The sequence below is a fragment of the Streptomyces mutomycini genome (assembly GCF_001700505.1).
Classification (GTDB): Bacteria; Actinomycetota; Actinomycetes; order Streptomycetales; family Streptomycetaceae; genus Streptomyces; species Streptomyces mutomycini.
The window spans coordinates 1-19,829 of the sequence record NZ_MAPV01000020.1; the positions used below are offsets into that span (position 1 = coordinate 1).

Consider the following 19,829-nt stretch of genomic DNA (forward strand, 5'->3'; position numbering starts at 1 on the left):
GCCGGGGCCCCCGCGGGGGCGTCGGGGGCGGTCGGGGCGGCGACCGAGGTGGCGGTGCCGGTGCACAGGAGTGCGGTGGCGGTTGCCGCCAGAAGCGATATGCGCATGCGCTTGGAACCGTTCAAGGCAGTGCCTTTCGAGGGTCTGACCCGGCGGCACGACGGAACCAAAAAGGTCACGTTCATGACAAGCCGGGCATTCCTGTGGCCGCGTACAGGACATGGGAGGGCTGAAAGGGGGCGGCCATACGCACACAGCGGCCGAAGGGATCCCGGCGCGAGCACCAAGGGGTGGGGTGCTCGTGTCCGGATGCCGGGGGCACGGTGCGGCACCGCCGGCCGAGTGGGACGGAGGCATCCGCACACGGCTCCTTCCGGCCGCGCATGTCACCAGCACCCGGAGGCGCTCACACTTCTTCGCAGTGAGTGCACCCCGGCGGCCGGTTGGCAGGAAACCTACGGCCGGAATTGTGGATGCGCCTATCCGGACGGGCCCTGCTACGGATACGTCAATAACCCCTGCTCACCGGGCCATGAGTCCGGTTAACCACCGTTTGCGGGCTTGCTCACGGGGCCGGCGACACCGATGTGCCGATGAGTTGCGCCAGTCGCCTTCTCGATGTCGTGCCCAGTTTGCGCATGGCCCGTGCGACGTGCTGCTCGACCGTCCGCGGCGAGAGGTGGAGCGTCATCGCAATCTCCCGGTTGGTCAGACCGGTTCCGGCCAGTTCGGCGACCTCACGCTCACGCGGCGAGAGACGGTCGCCGTACGAGGGACGGCCCGGCTGGCGCGCCGCCTCCTTGGCCGGCTGGTGCGAGCGGAGCAGGGCACGGGTTCGCGCGGCGTCCCACACCGCCCCGAGCTCGGTGAACTGCCGTGTGCAGGCGATCAGGTCCGCCACGGCCCACGGCGCCTCCCCGGCCAGGTCGTCCGCGCCGGTACCTGCCAGGGCGCAACGGCCCGCGGCCTCCGAGGTCAGTGCCTGGAAGTACGGGCTCGGCACCGACGCGTAGGCGGCGGCCGCCTCCCCGTACAGGGGGACGGCGTCCGACAGCCGGCCCTCCGCCTCCGCGAGGGCGGCACGGCTCCAGAGCAACGCCCCTACGGCCAGGGGGGCGTCACGGCTCTCCAGCCCCGCGGTGAACTCGGCGATCATGTGCCGCGCCTCCTCCGGGGCACCCGAGCGGGCGAGTGCCTCGACGGCCCAGGGCGCCAGGTCGGCCGCCCACGCCCAGATTCCCTTCTGCCGCGCTCTCGCCCACGCTTCGCGTGCCTCCTGGGCCGCGGCCGGCAGTTCCTGGCGGGCCAGGGCCAGCCGGATCAGACCACCTGAGGTGGCGGCGGCGAGCGGCGGCGCGGTCTCGTCGCGGGGCGCGGAATCGCCACCGGCCAGCCACGAATGCGCCGCGTCCCACTCCCCGCCGGCCAGCGCGAGCAGCCCGCGTACGAGGCGGGCATCAGCGCTGATCACCGGCATGGCCGCGGTGGAGGCCACGAAGTCCTCGCACCGGTTGTCCAGACCGGCCCAGCGCCCGGTGACCCATTCGAGCCGCAGCCGGGTGCCGAGCGCCGTGTGTTCGGTGTACGGGGCGCCACTCTTGTTGGACAGTGCGATCCCCTCGGTGAGCAGGTGCTGTGCCCGTTCCGGGTGTCCGAGCCACACCGCGGCGTCTGCGGCGTTGCACAGTCCGCGGGCCGCGTGCAGCCGGGACCGGGGGTCGGTCGTGTCCGTGGGCAGCGCGCCGGCGAGCTCCCAGGCCCGCGGGTCCCCGCAGCTCATGGCGAGGCTGACACGGTTCGCGGCGACCGCGGAACGTGCCGCGTCGTCGCCGCTCTCCTCAGCCGTTGCGGCCGCCTCCTGCAGCCACCCCTGGTGGACGTCGACCGGGTACCTGGGCCAGTGGGGCATGACCAGGGCCGACATGGCCCGGGCGGAGAGGTCGGGCCGGTCCTCCCGCAGCTCCGCGGCTGCCCGCTCCAGCTCCTGCCAGCCCCTTTCGGTCATACCCACCTGGTTGCACAGCAGCAGTCCCAGGTCGAGCCGGAGCTCGCCCCGCACGGCGGCGGGGAGAGCGGCGTCGTCGACGATCTGGGTCAGCACCCTGACGGTCTGGTCGGAGCGCAGTCCGACAACGGCGCTGCGCGCCAGTATCGGGGCGAGCCGGGCCCGCGTCCCCGGTGGTACGGCCGGGGACGCGAGGGTGTCCTCGAGCAGGCTGCTCGCCTCCTGGTGCCGCCCCGAGTCCGCGGCTTCCCGCGCGGCCTGTTCGACGGCGCGCAGCCAGCCGCGTATCCGTCCGCCGGCTCTGCGGTGCCTGGCCAGTGCCGCCCAGGGGACGGGCCGGCGGTGTCCGAGCACCTCCGCCGCCCGTGAGTGCAGCTCCTGTCGTACGGGCCCGGGCACCGATTCGTACACGGCCGTGCCCGCGAGCGGCACGGGTATGCCGTAGCCCTCCGCCGACTCGGCGAGTGCCGCGCCGGCCAGTGCGGCGAGCAGCGCCTCCCTGCCGACGGCACGGCCGAGTCCGGAGACGGCGACCAGGTCGTCGCGGCTCGCCGGCTCACCCAGGACGGCAGCGGCCCACACGATCGGCCGGTGCTCCGGCTGCAGGCCGGCAGTCCTGCCCAGACTCAGGTCGGCCAGCCGGACGGGCACTCCCGCGGCGTCGACGTCGGCCGCCGTGCACCGCTGCCCGGTGCTGTCCCGCAGCACCGTCAGCAGATCGGCCACCACCTGGGCCACGCCACCGGAGCGTTCGTGTAGTCGTGCCACCGTCTCGTCGGCGCATCGCTCACCGAGCGCCTCGGCCGTGACCCGTCGGACCTCCTCGGTGTTCCACGGCCGGATCCGGTGCCGCAGAACGGTCATCGCCGGGGGGTAGCGCGGCGGCGGGGTGCCCAGCGGCAGCCCGGAGTCCGCGAGTTCCTCGGGTCGGTAGGTGAGGACGAACGCCATGCCGGGCCGCGGACGTTCCAGGAGCCGGCGGATCATGCCGAGTTCCCCGGCGTCGGCCCGGTGGACGTCCTCCACCGCGATCAGGACCGGCCCTTCCCCGGGCAGCTCCAGGGGTGCGGCCGGCTCGCCGCACACCAGTCGCAGACAGCCGGCCCCGGCGGCCTCCGCCAGCACGACGACGTCCTGGACCACGCCGGTCTTGCCGGTACCGGCGAGACCCTCGACGAGGAGGAGCACCGGAGCCGGGCAGTCGCCTGCGAGTGTCCGCCGCAGTCGCGGACTCCAGAAGTGTTCGGGTGCCGTCACCATGCCGCCCTTCCTCCGACCTTCCACAGAAATCCCTGGTTCAGGAGGAGCCTCTCAGGGCAAGGTCACAGGCCGGCGACAGGATCCGGCCCCGGCCACGGAGCGCGCCGGCCAAGAGGTGCGCGGCCGGGTCGACGCCACAGGAACGGAAGCACGGTTCGGAGGTCGCGACGAAGGCTACGAAGATCGGGACCGGGAAGCTCGGGCACTCTTCTCGCGGCCCTTGCCAGGTGACGGACAGCAGGTGACGGACAGGTGGACACCGGGCACACACGGCCGGGCCGGGGCACCACGGACGAAGGACCCGGAATCCTCTCGGATCCGGGCCCTTCGTGCTCGTACGCGCGGTCCGTCAGCTGCCGTCGCGCAGGTCGCCCGGGGCGGTGGGGCGAAAGGCGATCCGGTCGAACGAGGCGGTGCAGCCGTCGCCGGTCGGTGACTGGACGAGGAAGCCGATGCGGGCGGCAGCCCGCTCCTGCTCCGTGCCGAGGGTGAACAGCCTGACGAAGGTCCACCGTTCGCCGTCCGCCGAAGCGTGGAAGGCGAAGGCTCCGCCGGTGCGGCTGAGCCGCAGCCAGCAGCTGTCGCCCTCCACGACGGCGGAGTTCACGTCGTCGGACTGGCCCCGGGTGACCACGGTGCAGACCGTCGGGAGTTCCGGGGAGAGCTCCAGGCAGAGCTTCGCCCACTCCCGCTCCCCGACGTGGAGGTAGAGCACCCCCGCGTCGAAGGCGGCGGCGAAGCCGACCTTCACGCGGGCGATCAGCTGGAAGTCACCCTCCGGCGCCGCGCCAAGCAGCCGCGGCGCGTCGGTGGCCGGCTCCAGGGCGTCGCCGCCCGGCGGGACGAAGCGGTCCTGCTTCGCACCCGCCGAGCCGGTCAGCACACCGTCGCCGTACGCCCAGTCGCCGTCGGGCCCGAAGGGCTCCAGGGCGAAGGGGAGCTCGGGCAGCCGTACCGCCGTCATGAGCGGCGCCCGTCGACCCGGCGCGGAAGGTTCTGCGGGTTGTCCTCGCGGAGCTCCGGCGGCAGCAGGGCCTCGGGCGTCGACTGGTAGCTGACGGGGCGCAGCCAGCGCTCGATCGCGGTGGCGCCGACCGAGGTGGAGGTGGAGGTGGTGGCCGGGTAGGGGCCGCCGTGGTGCTGGGCGGGGGCGACGGCGACACCGGTCGGCCAGCCGTTGACCAGGACGCGTCCGGCGACGGGGGTGAGCTCGGCCAGCAGTCCGGCGGCGCTGCCGTCGGCCTCCTCCGTGGCGATCTGGAGGGTGGCGGTGAGGTTCCCCGGCAGGCGGGACAGCACGGCGGTGATCTCGTCCGGTGAGTCGTAGCGTGCGACCACGGTGACCGGGCCGAAGCACTCCTCCAGGAGCGCGTCGTGCGGTCCCTCCTGGACCAGCCGCCGCGCCGGCACGGTGAGGAAGCCGGCGGAGACCGTGTGCTCGCCTCCGGCGCCCGGGGTGACCGGGGCCTCCACGTCCGGGAGCGCGGCCCGTTCGGCCACGCCGTGGACGAAGGCGTCGCGCATCCGGTGGTCGAGCATGACCCCGGCGCCCGTACCGCTCACCGTCTCGGTGAGCGCCTTCAGCAGCTGGTCGCCCGCCTCGCCTGACGGGGCGAACACGAAGCCGGGCTTGGTGCAGAACTGCCCGGCGCCCATGGTCATCGAGCCGCCGAGCCCGGCACCGATCTGCTCGCCGCGCTCGGCGGCAGCCGCCTCGGTGACGACGACGGGGTTGAGCGAACCGAGCTCGCCGTGGAAGGGGATCGGCGTCGGCCGGGCGGCCGCGGCGTCGAACAGGGCGCGGCCGCCGCGGATCGAGCCGGTGAAACCGGCGGCGGAGACCAGCGGGTGCTTCACCAGCTCGACACCCGCCTCGAAGCCGTGGACCACGGTCAGGACGTCCTCGGGCAGGCCGTGCCGCGCCGCCGCCCTGCGCAGGAGCGAGGCACAGATCTCCGAGGTCGCGGGGTGGTCGGGGTGCGCCTTGACGACGACCGGGCAGCCCGCGGCCAGCGCGCTCGCGGTGTCGCCGCCGGGGACGGAGAAGGCGAGCGGGAAGTTGCTGGCCGCGTAGACGGCGACGACACCGAGCGGGATCTTGTAGCGGCGCAGGTCGGGCCAGGGCGGGGTCCGGCTGCCGTCCTCGTGGTCGATGTGGATGTCGAGGTAGGCACCCTCGTCGACGACCTCCGCGAAGGCCCGCAACTGGGCTGCCGTGCGGGCGAGTTCACCGGTCAGCCGGGCCGGGCCGAGCGCGGTCTCCGCGTCGGCCGCCTCGATGACGTGCTCCTGCGCCCCGGCGAGCAGGTCGGCCGCGGTACGGAGGAACGCGGCACGTACGGTGCGGTCGGCCAGCGCCCCGCGAGCGGCGTGCGCCGCCCGGACCGCGCGGTCGACCTCCTCCGCTGTAGCCTCCACCGCAACCTGCTCACGCGGGTTCCCGGTTCGGGGGTCGACGCTCCAGACTGGTGCTGCTGCCACCGTGTTTCCTTTCCGGTCCACTGCCACACAGGAGATGTTGTTCGGTATTCTGAACAGAGTTCCTGATCGTGAATACACGGGAACTCTATTTCCGGGCGCTCGGTGTTGGCAAGAAGTCGCAAGGTCGGACAAGAAGGCTGGAAGGGGCATCAGGGATGTCGGTTGGCGAGTCCGGTGGGGCGCAGGTCAAGTCCGCTGTACGGACGGTGGAACTCCTCGAATACTTCGCGGGGCGGCCCGGTATGCACTCGCTGGCCGCCGTGCAGGAGGCCGTCGGCTACCCCAAGTCCAGCCTCTACATGCTGCTGCGCACGCTGGTGGAGCTCGGCTGGGTGGAGACCGACGCCACGGGCACGCGCTACGGCATCGGTGTGCGCGCTCTGCTGGTCGGCACCTCGTACATCGACGGCGACGAGGTCGTCGCCGCCGCCCGGCCCACCCTGGACCGGCTCTCCGACGACACCACGGAGACCATCCACATGGCCAGGCTGGACGGGACGAACGTGGTCTACCTCGCGACCCGGCAGTCCCAGCACTATCTGCGCCCCTTCACCCGGGTCGGCCGCCGGCTGCCCGCGCACTCCACCTCGCTCGGCAAGGCGCTGCTGGCGACCCACAGCGACGAGCAGGTCCGCAAGATGCTGCCCGAGACGCTGCCGGCGCTGACGGAGCACACCCTCACCGACCGCGAGAGGCTGATCGAGGAACTGCACGCCATCCGCGAGCAGGGGTACGCCGTGGACCGCGAGGAGAACACCCTGGGGCTGCGCTGCTTCGGCGTCGCGATCCCGTACCGCACTCCGGCGCGCGACGCGATCAGCTGCTCGGTGCCGGTCGCCCGGCTCACGCCGGCTCACGAGCAGATGGTCAAGGACGCCCTGTTCGACGCCCGCGACCGGCTCACCCTCGCGACCCGCAGGCTCTGAGGGCCCGGCGGGGTGGTCCGGGAGGTTGAGAGGGCTCTCCGCCGTGCGGCGGAGGCGGATCGTCGTAGCGCATGAGGTGCGGGCGGACTCCACGCGGAAGCGTGGGCGGCATGACACAGACACCGCTCGCACCCCGCACCACCGGCACCCCGCCGGCCGTCCGCAACGGCCGGGCCCGTGTCCTGCTCCGCGTCCTCGCGATCGTCTCCTGCCTGCCCTATCTGTCGCTCAAGGTCGCCTGGACCGCGGGCAGTCAGGTCGGCATCCCGGACGGCAGCCCGCTGCTCGACCACCGCACCACGATGGCGGTGGTCAACGGCGGGACGGTCCTGATGGACGGTGCCGTGATCGTCCTGGCCCTGCTGCTCACCCAGGCATGGGGCCGGCGCGTCCGGGCCTGGACGCTCGCCCTGCCGATGTGGGTGGCGAGCGGGCTGCTGCTGCCGATCATGGCCGGCCTCCCGGTGCAGTTGCTGGTCGCCGCCGTCACCGGCAGGAGTCCGGCCTCCGCCGATTCGCGGTCCTTCCTCGACGACTGGGTCTTCGCCCTCGTCTACCCCGGTTTCGTCGTCCAGGGCCTGGCCCTGGGCGCGTTGTTCGCCCTGTACGCGCGGGACCGCTGGGGACACCTCTGGCAGGGCGCCCTGCGCGACCTGCCCGCGAGCCCCACCGGCCCCGCCCTCCGTGCGGCCGCCGTCGCCGCCTCACTGCTCGCCGTCGTGCCCGCCACGATGCACCTGCTCTGGGCCGCGGGTTCGGCCGCGGGCCTCAACGGGACCGGGACGACGGAACGTACCGACGACTTCCACGCGCTCCAGGCGCTCGACGCCCTCTTCGTCGCCGCCGCGGTCGCGGGGGTGCTGCTGCTCGCCTTCCGCCGCTCCGGCGGCCTCTCCCTCAAGGTGCCGCTCGTCCTGGCCTGGGGCGGATCGGGGGCGGTGGCCTGCTCGGGCGGATGGATGAGCGTCGCCTCGCTGGCCGGCGTCGCGGAGGCGGCGGACCGGCCCACGACCGCGATGGGCCTGACCTACGCTGTGCAGATGCTGGTCGGGATGCTCGTCGTCACCCTGGGCGCGTACTTCTTCGCGGAGCGCGCGGCCGCTGCGGGGACGGCAGGGCCACGCGCGTGACCCTGCTCCTCGGCCGCAGGGCCCGGCTGCGCTGGCTGCACCTGATCATCGGCGGCGCGCTGCTGATGCCGTACTTCCTGGTCGGCACGGTGATCGTCGGCTCGTTCCACCCCGGAGCCGATGTCTTCTCCGCGCCCGCCGACCAGCTCACCGCGTTCGCGTTCGCGCTGCCGATGGCCGCGGTCACCGGCCTCTTCCCGCTCGTGCGACCGCTGTCGGCGTCGGCGGCCCGCGCCCTGTGCGGGATCCCGGCAGGGGTGCTCGCCGACGGCCGGCCGAAGACCCGGCAGGCACGGGTCAGGACCGCGGGCTGGTTCACCCTGCATGTGGCGCTCGGCGGTGTCATCAGCGGGCTGACGCTCGCGCTGCCCCCGTTCGCGGTGGGCCTGATGATGCTGCCGTTCTCCAGGACGGTGCGGGAGTCGCGGACGCTGGCTCCGCCCGACGCGCTGGACCGGCCCTGGATCCTCGCCGTGGCACCGTTCGCCGGTCTCGCGATGCTGGCGGCGCTCGCCGCCTGCGCGGCCGCGGCCGGAGCGGTGCTGGCCGGCCGGGCACCGTCCCTGCTGGGGCCCACGCCGGAGGACCGGCTGGCCGTCGCGGAGCGCCGTGCGGCCGGTCTGGCCGTACGCAACCGGCTCGCCCGGGAGTTGCACGACTCGGTGGGCCATGCGCTGAGCGCGGTCACGCTCCAGGCGGGTGCGGCCCGCAGGGTGCTGGACAGCGACCCCGCCTTCGTACGGGAGGCGTTGACGGCCATCGAGGGGACGACCCGCCGCACGGTCGGTGAACTCGACGCCGTACTGGGCATGTTGCGGCAGGACGAGGACCACGCGTACGGGGACGAAGCGCCCGGCCCCGCCCTCGACGCGCTGGACGGGCTGCTGGCACACTGCGGGATCCCCGTGTCGTACGCGGCGGAGGGGGAACCGGAGCTGGTGCCGCGGGCCGTGTCCAGGGAGGCGTACCGGATCGTCCAGGAGGGGCTGAGCAACGCGCTGCGGCACGGCGGCAGCGGCGCCCGGGCGGATCTCCGGATCACGGTGGACGAGCGCGGACTGGGGCTCACGATGGACAGTCCGCTGCCCGCCCGTAAGGCGGCGGTCCGCCCCGGAGGCGGGCGCGGACTGCGCGGCATCGCCGAGCGGGCCGCGCTGCTGGGCGGCAGCGCACAATCGGGACCGCGCCCCGACGGCGTATGGCGGCTCACCGCCCGCCTCCCCCTGCACCGCCCCGGACAGGAGCACCGATGAGCGACGGCACGGTCCGCATCGTCCTCGCCGACGACGAACGCATGGTCCGCACGGCACTGCGGGTGATCCTGGACGCGGAGGACGGCCTGGAGGTCGTCGGCGAGGCGGCCACGGGCGCCGAGGCGTTGTCCGTGGTGCGCGAGCTGCGGCCCGACGTGGTGCTGATGGACGTACGCATGCCCGGGACCGACGGGATCCGCGCCACCGAACTGATCCTCGGCGCGCTGGACGATCCGCCGCGGATCGTCGTCGTCACCACCTTCGAGCACGACTCCTACGTGTACGACGCCCTGCGCGCCGGAGCGGCGGGCTTCCTCCTGAAGAGGGCCGCGGCCGAGGACCTGGTCCAGGCGGTGCGGCTGGTGGCCCGCAGCGACTCGCTGCTGTTCCCCGCTGCGGTGCGCCGCCTGGCCGCCGGCTACGGGAGTCGGCGGCCCGCCGCGGCGCCGGCCTGGGTGGCGCGGCTGACCGGGCGGGAGGCGGAGGTGCTCAGGCTGATGGCGGCGGGCCTGAGCAACGCCGGGATCGCGGGGCGGCTGGCCGTGGGACCGGCCACGGCGAAGACCCACGTGGCGGCGGTCCTGGCGAAGACGGGCGCCCGCGACCGTACGCAGGCGGTGATCGCGGCGTACGAGTCGGGGTTCATCACGCCCGGCTGACCCGCCCTGAGAACACGGTGAGAAGGAACACGGACGGGAACGTCCCCGGCGCCCCTGTTCGTCCTCCAGTGGGATGAACAAGACGATCAGGCGCGCCTCGGTCCTCTGTCTGCTGATGGTTCTCGCCCTGCTGGTGCGGGCGACCTGGGTGCAGGCGTACGAGGCCAAGGCGCTCGCAGACGACGAACACAACCGGCGGAACACGATCGCGCAGTACGCGCAGCCGCTCGGTGACATCATCGTGGCCGGCTCCCCGGTCACCGGTTCGAAGGAGACGAACGGCGACGACCTCCGCTACAAGCGCACCTACACCCAGGGCGATCTGTACGCGTCGGTCACCGGTTACAACTCGCAGGCCTACGGCGCCACCCAGCTCGAAGGCATCTACAGCGATGTCCTCGACGGCACCGACGACCGCCTGAAGAACCCCACCGATCTGCTCACCGGCGAGCGGGCCGCCCCCGGCGACGTGCTGACGACGATCGACCCGGATGTGCAGAAGGCGGCCTACGAGGCGCTCGGGGACGACCAGGGCGCGGCGGTCGCGATGGACCCGGAGACCGGGCGGATCCTGGGAATGGTGTCCTCGCCCTCGTACGACCCCTCCGCCATCAGCGGGACGTCGGACGGGGACGCCTGGCAGAAGCTGCTCGACGACGAGAAGAAGCCGCTGGTCAACCGGGCACTGCGGCAGGCACTGCCGCCCGCCTCGACGTTCAAGCTGGTGGTGGCCGCGGCGGCACTGGAGAACGGCCTGTACGGCTCGGTCGACGAGCCCACGGACAGCCCCGATCCGTACACCCTGCCGAACACGAGCACGGTCCTGTCCAACGAGAACCCCTCCGCCCCCTGCGAGGACGCCACGCTGCGCACCGCGCTGCAGTACTCCTGCAACAACGTCTTCGCGAAGGTGGCGGCCGATCTCGGCCAGGACAAGGTGAAGGCGATGGCGGACGCCTTCGGCTTCGACACTCCGGAGCTGGACGTGCCGGTGCGGGCGTCCGAGAGCGTGTACCCGACCGGCATGGACAAGGCGCAGACCGCGCTGACCGGCATCGGCCAGTTCGAGGTGACCGCGACGCCGATGCAGATGGCCATGGTCTCGGCCGCCCTGGCCAACGGCGGTGAGCTGGCCTCACCGCACATGGTCGCGAAGGTGACCGGCTCCGACGGCTCGACGCTCCAGGAGTACCCGGACAACGACACCGAGCGGGTCGTGAAGGAGTCGACGGCCGAGCAGCTGCGCAGCGCGATGGTCACCGTCGTGGACGAGGGGACGGGCAGCAACGCGCGGATCGACGGCGCCGAGGTGGGCGGCAAGACGGGCACCGCGCAGAACGGCGTGGACAACAGCAACACCCCGTACGCCTGGTTCACCTCGTACGCGAAGGACGACTCCACCGGCAAGCAGGTCGCGGTCGCGGTGGTCGTCGAGGACTCCGGGGCGGCCCGCTCAGAGGTCAGCGGCAACGGCCTGGCCGCGCCGATCGCGCAGAAGATGATGAAGGCGGCCCTGGGGCGCTGAGGAGCGGGAAGCGGGAAGCGGTGCGAACCGGCCGGCCGGCCGGCCGGGCAGGAACGGCTGCACCACCTCTTCGATCGGGCTCGTGATGGCCGCGGTCGCCGAATCGGCAGACCTCACGCTCCTGCATCACGACGCCGGCTTCGAGGTGATCGCCGCCCGTACGGCGCTGCGCACCCGGTGGCTCGCGAAGCCGGGGACCGCGTGAACGGAACGGTTCTTTCGGCACCAGGGGTTCACGTTCTCGGCGCGTTACGCCTTACTGGGAGGCGCACCACGTCGAAGCGCTTCCGGGGTGCGCGTTGGTACGCTCTCGCCCCGCGAACGAAGTTGGGAACGTACACAACCCGTTCGAGCGCGCAGGGCTCCCGTGCAGAGAAGAGGTTCCCGTGGGCACAGTCGTGGATGATGCTGCTGCCGCCGAGTTCCGTGCGTTCTTCGAGGCGCACTACGCCGAACTCGCCCGGCTCGCCCATCTGCTGACGGGCGAGGCCGATGCGGCGGACGACCTGGCCGCCGACGCGCTCATGGCGCTCTGGCACCGCTGGGACCGTGTCAGGGGGGCCGACCACCCGGCGGCGTACGCGAGGGGCGTCGTCGCCAACCTCGCCCGTACGCGCATCCGCAGCGCGGTGCGTGAGCGCCGGAGGATCGCGCTGTTCTGGGCGCCCCGCGGGGCCGGGGACGGCTATGCGGCGGACGGACCCGACGTCTCGGCCGTGGTCGACGTCCAGGGTGCCCTGCGCCGGCTGCCGTTCCGCAAGCGCGCGTGCGTGGTGCTGCGGCACGCCTTCGACCTGTCCGAACGTGACACCGCTCTGGTCCTCGGGGTCTCGGTGGGTACGGTGAAGAGCCAGACCTCGCGCGGTGTGGCGGAACTCCAGCGGCTGCTGGGTCCCGAGACGCCGGCGGCCCAGGTACAGGTGGCGGCCGCCGGGCAGCGCACCACGGAGAGGCAGTGATGAACGAGGACCTGCGGGAGCGGCTGCGCACGGCTGCCGCTTCGCACCGCCCCGACCGTGCGCGGATGCTGGCCCGGATCGAGCGCGGCATGGCACAGGAGCCGCCGGCCCGTCCCGTGCGCGCCCCTCGCCCGATGATGCCGTGGCTGCGGATCGCCGGCGCGACGGCGGCGGTGTGCGGGGTGCTGACGGCCGGTGCCTTCGCGGTCACGTCGGCGGGCGGCCAGGAGCCGGAGGGCGGGCAGCGGGTGGCTGCCGGACCGGCGTCACCGTCCCCGGGACGGGGCGGTGCGCTGCCTGCCCACAAGGCCCCGCTGTGGTCGGACGGTTCGCTGAATCCGAACAGCAACAGCTACTGGGCGCAGAGCGAGGTGACGGTCAGGACCACCCGGCCGCTGTCCGCGCTCACCGTCGAGCTCCGGATCGCGCTGACCGGCGGGGTGAACACCACCGGCTCCTGGCGTTCCCTGCCCGAGCGGGACTTCGCGGTGTCGGCACGCGAGGAGGACGGCTTCCTCGTCTACCGCTGGAGCCTGAAACAGGGACGGAGCGTGCCGGCCGGTACGCACACCTTCGCGGGGCAGTACAACCACGCCGAGGGAGAGCGGGACACAGGGCGGGACGACTACACGGCACGTGCCCGGGCAGCGGGCGAACAGACCTCGGTGGGCGGCGGCTTCAGGGAGACGCGCTGAGCGCACCGCGCGCACGGGGGCGTTTCGTGCGGCGGGCGGCGGCGCGGATCGGGCCGCGGAGAAAAAGATCAGGAACACGGCAACCCTTTCCGGGCCGGTGGCGACCCTAGAGCGCGACACACTCCCCCACCCCCTAGGAAACGGACCGACGAACATGAGCGAACGAGCGCACACGCACAGGCGCAGGCCCGGCAGGCGCCGTATGGCGGCCGCCCTCACAGCCGCCCTGGGTCTCACCGGCGCCGCTCTGGCCACCAACGTGATGCTGCAGCCGGCGGGCGCGGCGGCTGCGGCGGTACCCGCCTGGCCCAGTGCCACCGGCACCCAGGCCGTCTCGAAGACCATCGCGGTCTCGGGCACGTACGACGGATCGCTGAAGCGCTTCTACGGGAGCGGTGATCTCGGCGGGGACGGCCAGGACGAGGGCCAGGACCCGATCTTCAAGCTGGCCGACGGGGCGACGCTCAAGAACGTCATCCTGGGCTCGCCCGCCGCCGACGGCGTCCACTGCTCCGGCAGTTGCACGATCCAGAACGTCTGGTGGGAGGACGTCGGCGAGGACGCCGCGTCCTTCAAGGGCACGTCGACCGGCTCCGTCTACACGGTGTACGGCGGCGGCGCCAGGAAGGCCTCCGACAAGGTCTTCCAGTTCAACGGCGCGGGCAAGCTGGTCATCACGAAGTTCCAGGTCGCGGACTTCGGCAAGCTCGTCCGGTCCTGCGGCAACTGCTCCAAGCAGTACAAGCGCGACATCATAGTGAACGACGTCGACATCACGGCGCCGGGCAAGTCCCTGGTCGGCATCAACACCAACTACGGGGACACCGCCGCGCTGCGTTCGGTGCGGATCCACGGTGACAGCAGCAAGAAGATCAAGCCGTGCATCCGCTACACCGGCAACAACACCGGTGCCGAACCGAAGGAGACGGGCAGCGGCCCGGACGGCACGTACTGCCGCTACACCGCGTCGGACCTCAGCTACGGCTGAGGTCTTCCGCTCGGATCAGGCAGGGCAGGAGTGAGAGGGCGCGCCGAAACCTGGGGAGGTCGAGGCGCGCCCCTCGACACGGCTCCGCCCATCGGGACAGGACCGATCGAGCGGCCCCATGGGCCGGTACTGGTCATGGCAGTCGCCTGCTGTGCCGATGCCTCCGAGGGGACCAGGGTGACCTGTCGCTCGCACTCGCGGGAGCCGATGCCTTGGGGTTCCTCGCCAGATCACGCTGAACAAGAGACACCATTACCTGTTTGGTTTGGCTTACTTGCATCAGGAGTGCCACACCGGCGGTCGCGGCCGCCCAGCTCCCCCTCCCCGCTCGTTTCCGGCCTTCTTTGATGACAGGGGCATGGCGAACAGGGGGTGTGGGGCATAGAACTGAGGCCCCGTGAGGACCGCGACCGGCCACCCCGCCGAAGCGGTCCTCCTCCCCCGCTCTCGGTTCCGAGCCGAGCCGAGTCCCCCACGAGTGAAGGGACAGCAATGCCACACTCCTTATGGCTGAAGGCAGTCGGCACCGCCGCCGCGGCCACCCTGGCCGCAGCGGCAGCGGCGAACGCCGCGCCCGCACCGAATCCGGCCGCGACCCCGGCGAAGAACGCGGCAGCGGTCGTGACACTCCGCTACGACGACAGCCGGGCAGGCGGCTGGGAAGCGGCGGTCACCGCCGGAGTCGCCTCGTGGAACCAGAACGTCAGCAATGTCAGGCTGGTCGAGGCCGCGCCCGGCACCCGGGCCGAGATCCAGATCGTCGCCACCAGCGGCTGGCCGCAGGCGACACTCGGACCGGTGCGGCCGGGGGGCCAGGTGCGCGTCGAACTCGGCAGCCAGGCGGTGTCCCAGGGCCATGACAAGACCCGCATCGCCGCCCACGAGATCGGACACAGTCTGGGCCTGCCCGACACCAAGCCCGGCCCGTGCTCGCAGCTGATGTCCGGGTCGAGCGCGGGCACCAGTTGCAGGAACGCGGTCCCGAACACGGCTGAACGAGCACGCGTCGAGTCCGCCTACGCCAACGGCCTGGCCCGGCTCACTCCGGCCGACGGCCGCACCTTGGTGGACGCGCCGTAGACCTGGACGCGCCGTGGACCGAGTCCGCGAGCAGCGGTCCGGAGCCTCACGCCCGGATGCCGTCGCCCTGGCCGAGGTGGGGGCCGGCGGCGCCGAGGGCGCGGACACTGGTGTGTCCGCGCCCTCATGTCATGCCTGTCGCGAAGTCGCGGGCCGTGGACCTCTCCCAGGAGAGCGGGAAGGTGGGTTCGTCCCTGAGCCGCTCGTGGAAGGCGGGGAGCACTCCCGGGGTGAGGCCCAGGGTCACGCGTGGGGATGCCAGTCGCCCAGCCAGGCCGCCGGCGTGTGCGCACGGGCCTCGGACGCGGTCAGCTGCGGACGGTTGGCGGGGATGGTGACGCGCGCGCCCGGGCCGGTGTTGCGGTGTTCGGCGAAGCGCTGGTCCTGCCAGGGGAAGCCCGCGGACATCGTGCCGTACGGCGCGACCGCGTCGATGCCCGCGCCGAGGTGGCTGTCGCGGACGGTCAGCATCGGGTGTGCGGTGAGGTCCGAGGAGGGCACCCAGGGGCGCGCCAGCTTGTAGTGGGCGTCGGGGGCGGTGCTGGTGATCCGGGAGCGCAGGACCAGGTAGCCGCGAGGGTTGGCTCCGGCGGTGCTGGGCGCGAAGACGAAACCGTACGGGGCCGAGGCCAGGTCGGTGCGGTCCAGGGTGCGGAAGTGGCAGCGGTCGTAGACGGCGGTGGCGCGGCCGAAGACGAAGTCGACGTCCCCTTCCACGTAGCAGTCGCGGTAGTACTGGCGGGCGAAGGCGGTGAGGGCGGGGGAGTCGGCGTACAGGGTGTCCTGGTGGCCGAGGAAGCGGCAGCCGTAGAACGCCGAGCGGTCGCCCTGCACCTTGATCGCGACGGCCTGGGTGCCGGTGTACTCCGGATTGTCGGAGCGCAGCCAGTCGTTGGCGAAGGTCACGTCGCGGGCGGTGAAGCCGGCGGCCTGGACGGTGACGGTCGCCGATCCGCTGGTGCCGTAGGTGCCGGAGCCGTCGGGCTTGGGCGTGCCGGCCGCGTTGTCGTGGACGATGACGGTGTCCCGGGGGTCGCCGCTCGCGCCGATCAGTGTGAGCCCGGCCCGGGCGGCCGTGACGAGGACCGTGCCCCGGTAGGTGGCGGGGGCGAGCACCAGGGTGTGGCCGGTGCCTGACGCGGCCTCCACGGCGGACCGCACGTCGGTGTGGTCGCCCCTGCCGTGCGGGTCGACGTACAGCGTCAGGGCGTCGAGCCGCCGGGACGGCGAGCCGTAGCGGCCGAAGGGGCGCGGGTCGGCGGGCCGGGCGTGGGCGGCGGGTGTGCCGAGGGCGAGGGCTGCGCCCGCACCCGCGAGCAGGGTCAGCGCACTGCGTCTGCTGGGCATGGTGGTACTCCTTACGGAAACGGGGCGGGCCGGAGCGGCGCCTTCCGGGGTGGTGGAAGGGTGCGGTGCCGCTCCGGCCGGTCTCGGGGTGGGGTCAGCGGATCGACGGCCTGCCGGCGCCCGCGCCGAGGCCCACCAGCAGCGGGACGACGATCGGGTGGCTGACCTCGGTGCGGAGCGTCGGGGTCCAGCCGGCGCCCTCGGTGAGCTGCTCGGCGGGCACGCCCGCGTTGTGCACGGCGATCAGGTCGGTCTTCCGTCCGTTGACGTAGTTGTTCTCCGCCGTGAGGGAGGACTCGGACCACTTCTTGAGGATGGTCGCCTTGTCGAAGCCCTTGGGGACGGTGAACGCGTTGTGCTCCGCGACGAGCCTGGACTCGGCGCCGATGCCGTACGTGTATCCGTAGGCGGCGCCCTCGGTGGCGACGAAGTGGTTGTTGTAGGAGTCGACCTGGCCGAAGCGGACGCGGGGAGCGCGCTCCTTCACGTCCTTGAAGAGGTTGTGGTGCAGCGTCACACGGAGCTTGCCCCGGTCGCTCGCCCCGGCGCCGTCGCTGTTGCCTATGAGCATGGTCTTGTCGTGGTCCTCGAGGACGTTCCACGACACGGTGACGAGGTCGGCGCCGCGCACGATGTCGAAGAGTCCGTCGTGCTGCTGGTACACCTGCCCGAAGTAGTGGGGCTGGTCGGCGTCGGGGCGGTCGCCGTCGCCGAAGGTGTTGTGGTCGACCCAGACGTGGCTGGAGCCGTACACGACGAGGTTGTCGTACTCGGAGTTCCAGGCGCCGTTGTCACCGTCGGTGGGGTCCCACTGGGGGAAGCAGTCGTAGGTGTCCTCGAACGAGATGTTGCGGACGATGACGTTGGAGACGTTCTTCACCTGGAGGCCGGCGCCGATGACCGTGGCGTCCTTGCCGACGCCGACGAGCGTGGTGTTGGACGGGACGTTCACGTTGACCGCGGCCGCCTGCAGTTTCGCGGACGCTGCGCGGGCGTCCTCCAGCGGGCCTGCCGGGACCTCGTCCGTGCCCCAGACGGCCGGGTCGTAGGCGGCGAGGTACTTCTCCAGGGTGTAGCCGTCCTGCTGGTACGCCTCGCAGCCGATCGGGGTGCCGGCGGCGTCGGAGTTGCCGTGGACGGTGCCGTCGATCCTGACGATCTTCGGCGCGTCGCCCGCGTCCTCGAAGGCGGCGATGAGCTCGGCCCGGTTGGACACGGTGTAGACGTGGTCGGGCGTGGCTCCGGCGCCGCCGGTGGTGGAACCCTCGGCGGCGGCCCAGCCGTCGCCCGCCGGCAGTACGGCGCGCTCGGGGCCCCTGCCGTGGTGGGAGGCGGCCTGGGCGGGGAGGGTCACGGCGAGGGCCAGCGAGGCGCAGCCCATCACGACGGCGATGGCGCGGACATGTCTCATGCGTGCGGGCATGGCGGATCCCTAACTGTCGTACGCGGGAAGAGGGAGGAGAAGAACGGGTCGGGCTCGGATCAGGCCTGCGGCCAGGTGATCCACGACCCGGGCACCGGCTCGTCGAGGCGGCGCAGGTCGCGCGGGGCGAGCACGCGTTCGTGCAGCAGGGCGCGGGCGGTCGTCCTGGCCACGTCGACGGCTCCGTCCGGCCGGAAGTGGGTGTTGTCCTGCTTGCCGTCGGGGTAGTTCGGCGACTCGCCGGGCTCCAGCCAGTTGAAGTACGCCTCGGTCCCGTCCGGGCCGAGTTCCTGCCAGCGGGCGAGGGAGAGCGCCTGGACGTCGAGGAGGGTCACGCTCTCCTCGGCCGCCAGTGCGCGCATCGCGGCGGGGTATTCGCCGTGGGTGGGCTTCGCGGTGCCGGCACCGTCGAAGCGCCGGCGCTCGACCGGGGTGATCAGCACGGGTTCCGCGCGCCGGTCGCGGGCGCCCTTGACGTACTGGCGCAGGTATTCCTGGTAGGTGGTGTACGGGTCGGTGCCCCGCGCGGGGTCCTCGGTCTTCTCGTCGTTGTGCCCGAACTGGATGAGGACGACATCGCCCGGGCGGACGCCGTCGAGGAGGACGGCGAGGCGGCCCTCGTCGATGAAGCTCTTCGAACTCCGGCCGTTCATGGCGTGGTTGGCGACGTCGAGCGTACGGCCGAGGAAGAAGGGCAGTGCCATGCCCCAGCCGGTCTCGGGCGCGGCTCCGGCGTATTTCTGGGCCGCGGTGGAGTCGCCCGCGATGTGGAGTGTCCGGGGCCGGGGCCTGCCCCCGCCACCGCCGCCTTGCGCGAGTGCGGGGGTGGCGCTGAGGGCGAGGGGCAGCGCGAGGAGCGCGGCTGCCGTCCGTCTGCGGGTGAGTGACACGGGATGACTGCCTCTCTCGGAGGACAACGTGGGGTGGTGCGCAGAAGGGGGACCGGCGGCGGGGTGCGACCCGGACCGCCGCCGGCCCCCCGGTCAATGGGGGTGGGACCGGAGTGGGACGGCCGGGGTCAGCCGTTGCCCAGTTCCTTCCATTCCTTCTGGGAGGCGTTGAGCTCTTCGGCGATCTTGTCCAGGAAGTCCTTGGCCGTGACCTTGCCGAGGAGCAGCTTCTGGAACTCCGGCTCGTTGTCGGCCTTGCTGATGTTGTTCCAGTCGGGCAGGTAGTACGGCAGGTCGACGATCTTGGTGGAGCCGTCGGTGAGGGCTTTCGCTGCGAGCGCGGTCGGCTCGGTCTCGTTGATCCACGGGTCCTTGGCCGCTTCGGTGTTCGCCGGGATGGCACCCGCGGACTTGTTCCACTTGCTGTTGGACTCGTGCGAGGCCGCGAACTCGATGAACTTCCAGGCCGCGTTCTTGTTCTTGCTGGACCGGAACAGGCCGAGGCCGTCCACGGGGTTGGAGACCTGGACGCGTGTGCCGCCCTCCCCGATGGGGGCGGGTATCCCGGCGAACTTGTCCTCGCCCAGCGCCTTCAGATGGTCCTGGTAGGAGCCCAGGTTGTGGCTGAGCATCCCGATGGTGCCGGTGTCCCACTGGGCGACCATCTTGGTGAAGTCGTTGTTGACGTCGGCGGCCGGCGTCGTCTTCTTGAAGAGGGCGGCGTACTTCTCCAGGGCCGCGACGTTCCTCGGGTCGTTCAGGGTCGTCTTCCCGCCGTCCCAGAACTCCGTGATCCCGGTCTGGCCGTAGATCGCGTCCAGGGCCTGCGCGATGGAGCCCGCGCCGCCGCGGATGGTGTAGCCGAACTTGTTGTTCTTCGCGTCGGTCAGCTTGTCGGCGGCCTCGTAGAACTTCGGCCAGGTGGTCGGCGCGTCCAGACCGGCCTGCTCGAACAGGTCGGTGCGGTACCAGAGCGCACCGTTGTTCGCGGAGGTGGGCACGGTGTACATGTCGTCGCCGCGGCCGGCCGCGGCTCTGACGCTCTCGACCATGTTGTCGACGAGCTTGCCCTTCAGCGGCGACTCGTCCAGCCGGTCGCTGATCGGCTCCAGGGCTTCCTGGGACACCATGTTGGCCAGGTACGCGGTGCCGACGCCGCCCACGTCGGGCAGCCCGCCGCCGGCGATGGCCGTGTCGTACTTGGACTG

Annotated in this window: 18 protein-coding genes; 10 read left to right on the forward strand and 8 right to left on the reverse strand. The window is 72.2% G+C overall.

Annotation, left to right across the window (positions count from 1 at the left end):
- Positions 1 to 565: 565 nt before the first annotated feature.
- The 3 genes from BFF76_RS02465 to BFF76_RS02475 all read right to left on the reverse strand — a co-directional run bounded on the left by BFF76_RS02465 (position 566) and on the right by BFF76_RS02475 (position 5,746).
- On the reverse strand, positions 566 to 3,265 hold the full coding sequence (locus tag BFF76_RS02465) for a helix-turn-helix transcriptional regulator (RefSeq protein ID WP_065847011.1): 2,700 nt from the start codon (positions 3,263 to 3,265) through the stop codon (positions 566 to 568).
- A 349-nt stretch (positions 3,266 to 3,614) separates the two neighbouring features.
- Positions 3,615 to 4,229 carry a DUF1349 domain-containing protein gene (locus BFF76_RS02470; protein ID WP_065847013.1) on the reverse strand — a complete coding sequence of 205 codons (615 nt, stop codon included), beginning with the start codon at positions 4,227 to 4,229 and terminating at the stop codon, positions 3,615 to 3,617.
- A complete protein-coding gene (locus BFF76_RS02475; RefSeq protein WP_078958865.1) occupies positions 4,226 to 5,746 on the reverse strand; it encodes an aldehyde dehydrogenase (NADP(+)) in 1,521 nt (506 codons plus the stop codon). Before BFF76_RS02475 ends, BFF76_RS02470 begins: the two co-directional genes overlap by 4 nt.
- 155 nt (positions 5,747 to 5,901) lie before the next feature.
- Between BFF76_RS02475 and BFF76_RS02480 the strand changes: the two genes are divergently transcribed.
- The 10 genes from BFF76_RS02480 to BFF76_RS02520 all read left to right on the forward strand — a co-directional run bounded on the left by BFF76_RS02480 (position 5,902) and on the right by BFF76_RS02520 (position 14,961).
- On the forward strand, positions 5,902 to 6,672 hold the full coding sequence (locus BFF76_RS02480) for an IclR family transcriptional regulator (protein ID WP_031094604.1): 771 nt from the start codon (positions 5,902 to 5,904) through the stop codon (positions 6,670 to 6,672).
- Positions 6,673 to 6,782: 110 nt separating this feature from the next.
- Positions 6,783 to 7,802 (forward strand): hypothetical protein, encoded by a 1,020-nt coding sequence (locus BFF76_RS32065; RefSeq protein ID WP_244167203.1) that lies wholly within the window; start codon positions 6,783 to 6,785, stop codon positions 7,800 to 7,802.
- The gene (locus BFF76_RS02490) at positions 7,799 to 9,055 is read left to right on the forward strand and encodes a sensor histidine kinase (protein WP_065847015.1); all 1,257 of its coding nucleotides are present in this window, start codon (positions 7,799 to 7,801) and stop codon (positions 9,053 to 9,055) included. Before BFF76_RS32065 ends, BFF76_RS02490 begins: the two co-directional genes overlap by 4 nt.
- Positions 9,052 to 9,714, forward strand: coding sequence for a response regulator transcription factor (locus tag BFF76_RS02495; protein ID WP_053929737.1), 663 nt, complete (start codon positions 9,052 to 9,054; stop codon positions 9,712 to 9,714). The genes BFF76_RS02490 and BFF76_RS02495 overlap by 4 nt, the downstream gene beginning before the upstream one ends.
- A 73-nt stretch (positions 9,715 to 9,787) precedes the next feature.
- Positions 9,788 to 11,239 (forward strand): peptidoglycan D,D-transpeptidase FtsI family protein, encoded by a 1,452-nt coding sequence (locus BFF76_RS02500; RefSeq protein ID WP_065847017.1) that lies wholly within the window; start codon positions 9,788 to 9,790, stop codon positions 11,237 to 11,239.
- An 82-nt stretch (positions 11,240 to 11,321) separates the two neighbouring features.
- Positions 11,322 to 11,444, forward strand: coding sequence for a PIN domain-containing protein (locus BFF76_RS34370; protein WP_141695561.1), 123 nt, complete (start codon positions 11,322 to 11,324; stop codon positions 11,442 to 11,444).
- Positions 11,445 to 11,625: 181 nt separating this feature from the next.
- On the forward strand, positions 11,626 to 12,198 hold the full coding sequence (locus BFF76_RS02505; protein ID WP_031094590.1) for a SigE family RNA polymerase sigma factor: 573 nt from the start codon (positions 11,626 to 11,628) through the stop codon (positions 12,196 to 12,198).
- Positions 12,198 to 12,893 (forward strand): hypothetical protein, encoded by a 696-nt coding sequence (locus BFF76_RS02510; RefSeq protein WP_053929735.1) that lies wholly within the window; start codon positions 12,198 to 12,200, stop codon positions 12,891 to 12,893. Before BFF76_RS02505 ends, BFF76_RS02510 begins: the two co-directional genes overlap by 1 nt.
- A 154-nt stretch (positions 12,894 to 13,047) precedes the next feature.
- Positions 13,048 to 13,881 carry a pectate lyase gene (locus tag BFF76_RS02515; RefSeq protein ID WP_031094587.1) on the forward strand — a complete coding sequence of 278 codons (834 nt, stop codon included), beginning with the start codon at positions 13,048 to 13,050 and terminating at the stop codon, positions 13,879 to 13,881.
- Between the two features lie 492 nt (positions 13,882 to 14,373).
- On the forward strand, positions 14,374 to 14,961 hold the full coding sequence (locus BFF76_RS02520; protein ID WP_053929734.1) for a snapalysin family zinc-dependent metalloprotease: 588 nt from the start codon (positions 14,374 to 14,376) through the stop codon (positions 14,959 to 14,961).
- A gap of 124 nt (positions 14,962 to 15,085) precedes the next feature.
- On the opposite strand, the gene BFF76_RS34375 is transcribed toward BFF76_RS02520, so the two are convergent.
- The 5 genes from BFF76_RS34375 to BFF76_RS02540 form a co-directional block, all read right to left on the reverse strand.
- Positions 15,086 to 15,208, reverse strand: coding sequence for a hypothetical protein (locus BFF76_RS34375; RefSeq protein WP_267888239.1), 123 nt, complete (start codon positions 15,206 to 15,208; stop codon positions 15,086 to 15,088).
- Positions 15,205 to 16,308: a pectinesterase family protein gene (locus tag BFF76_RS02525; protein WP_053929733.1), complete on the reverse strand. Its 1,104-nt coding sequence runs from the start codon at positions 16,306 to 16,308 to the stop codon at positions 15,205 to 15,207. The genes BFF76_RS34375 and BFF76_RS02525 overlap by 4 nt, the downstream gene beginning before the upstream one ends.
- A 94-nt stretch (positions 16,309 to 16,402) precedes the next feature.
- The gene (locus tag BFF76_RS02530) at positions 16,403 to 17,731 is read right to left on the reverse strand and encodes a pectate lyase family protein (RefSeq protein ID WP_031094580.1); all 1,329 of its coding nucleotides are present in this window, start codon (positions 17,729 to 17,731) and stop codon (positions 16,403 to 16,405) included.
- Between the two features lie 59 nt (positions 17,732 to 17,790).
- Entirely contained in the window at positions 17,791 to 18,621 is an 831-nt protein-coding gene (locus BFF76_RS02535) for a rhamnogalacturonan acetylesterase (RefSeq protein WP_031094578.1), read from the reverse strand.
- Between the two features lie 128 nt (positions 18,622 to 18,749).
- The coding region (locus tag BFF76_RS02540) for an ABC transporter substrate-binding protein (protein WP_065847019.1) at positions 18,750 to 19,829 on the reverse strand (1,080 nt) is incomplete at its 5' end.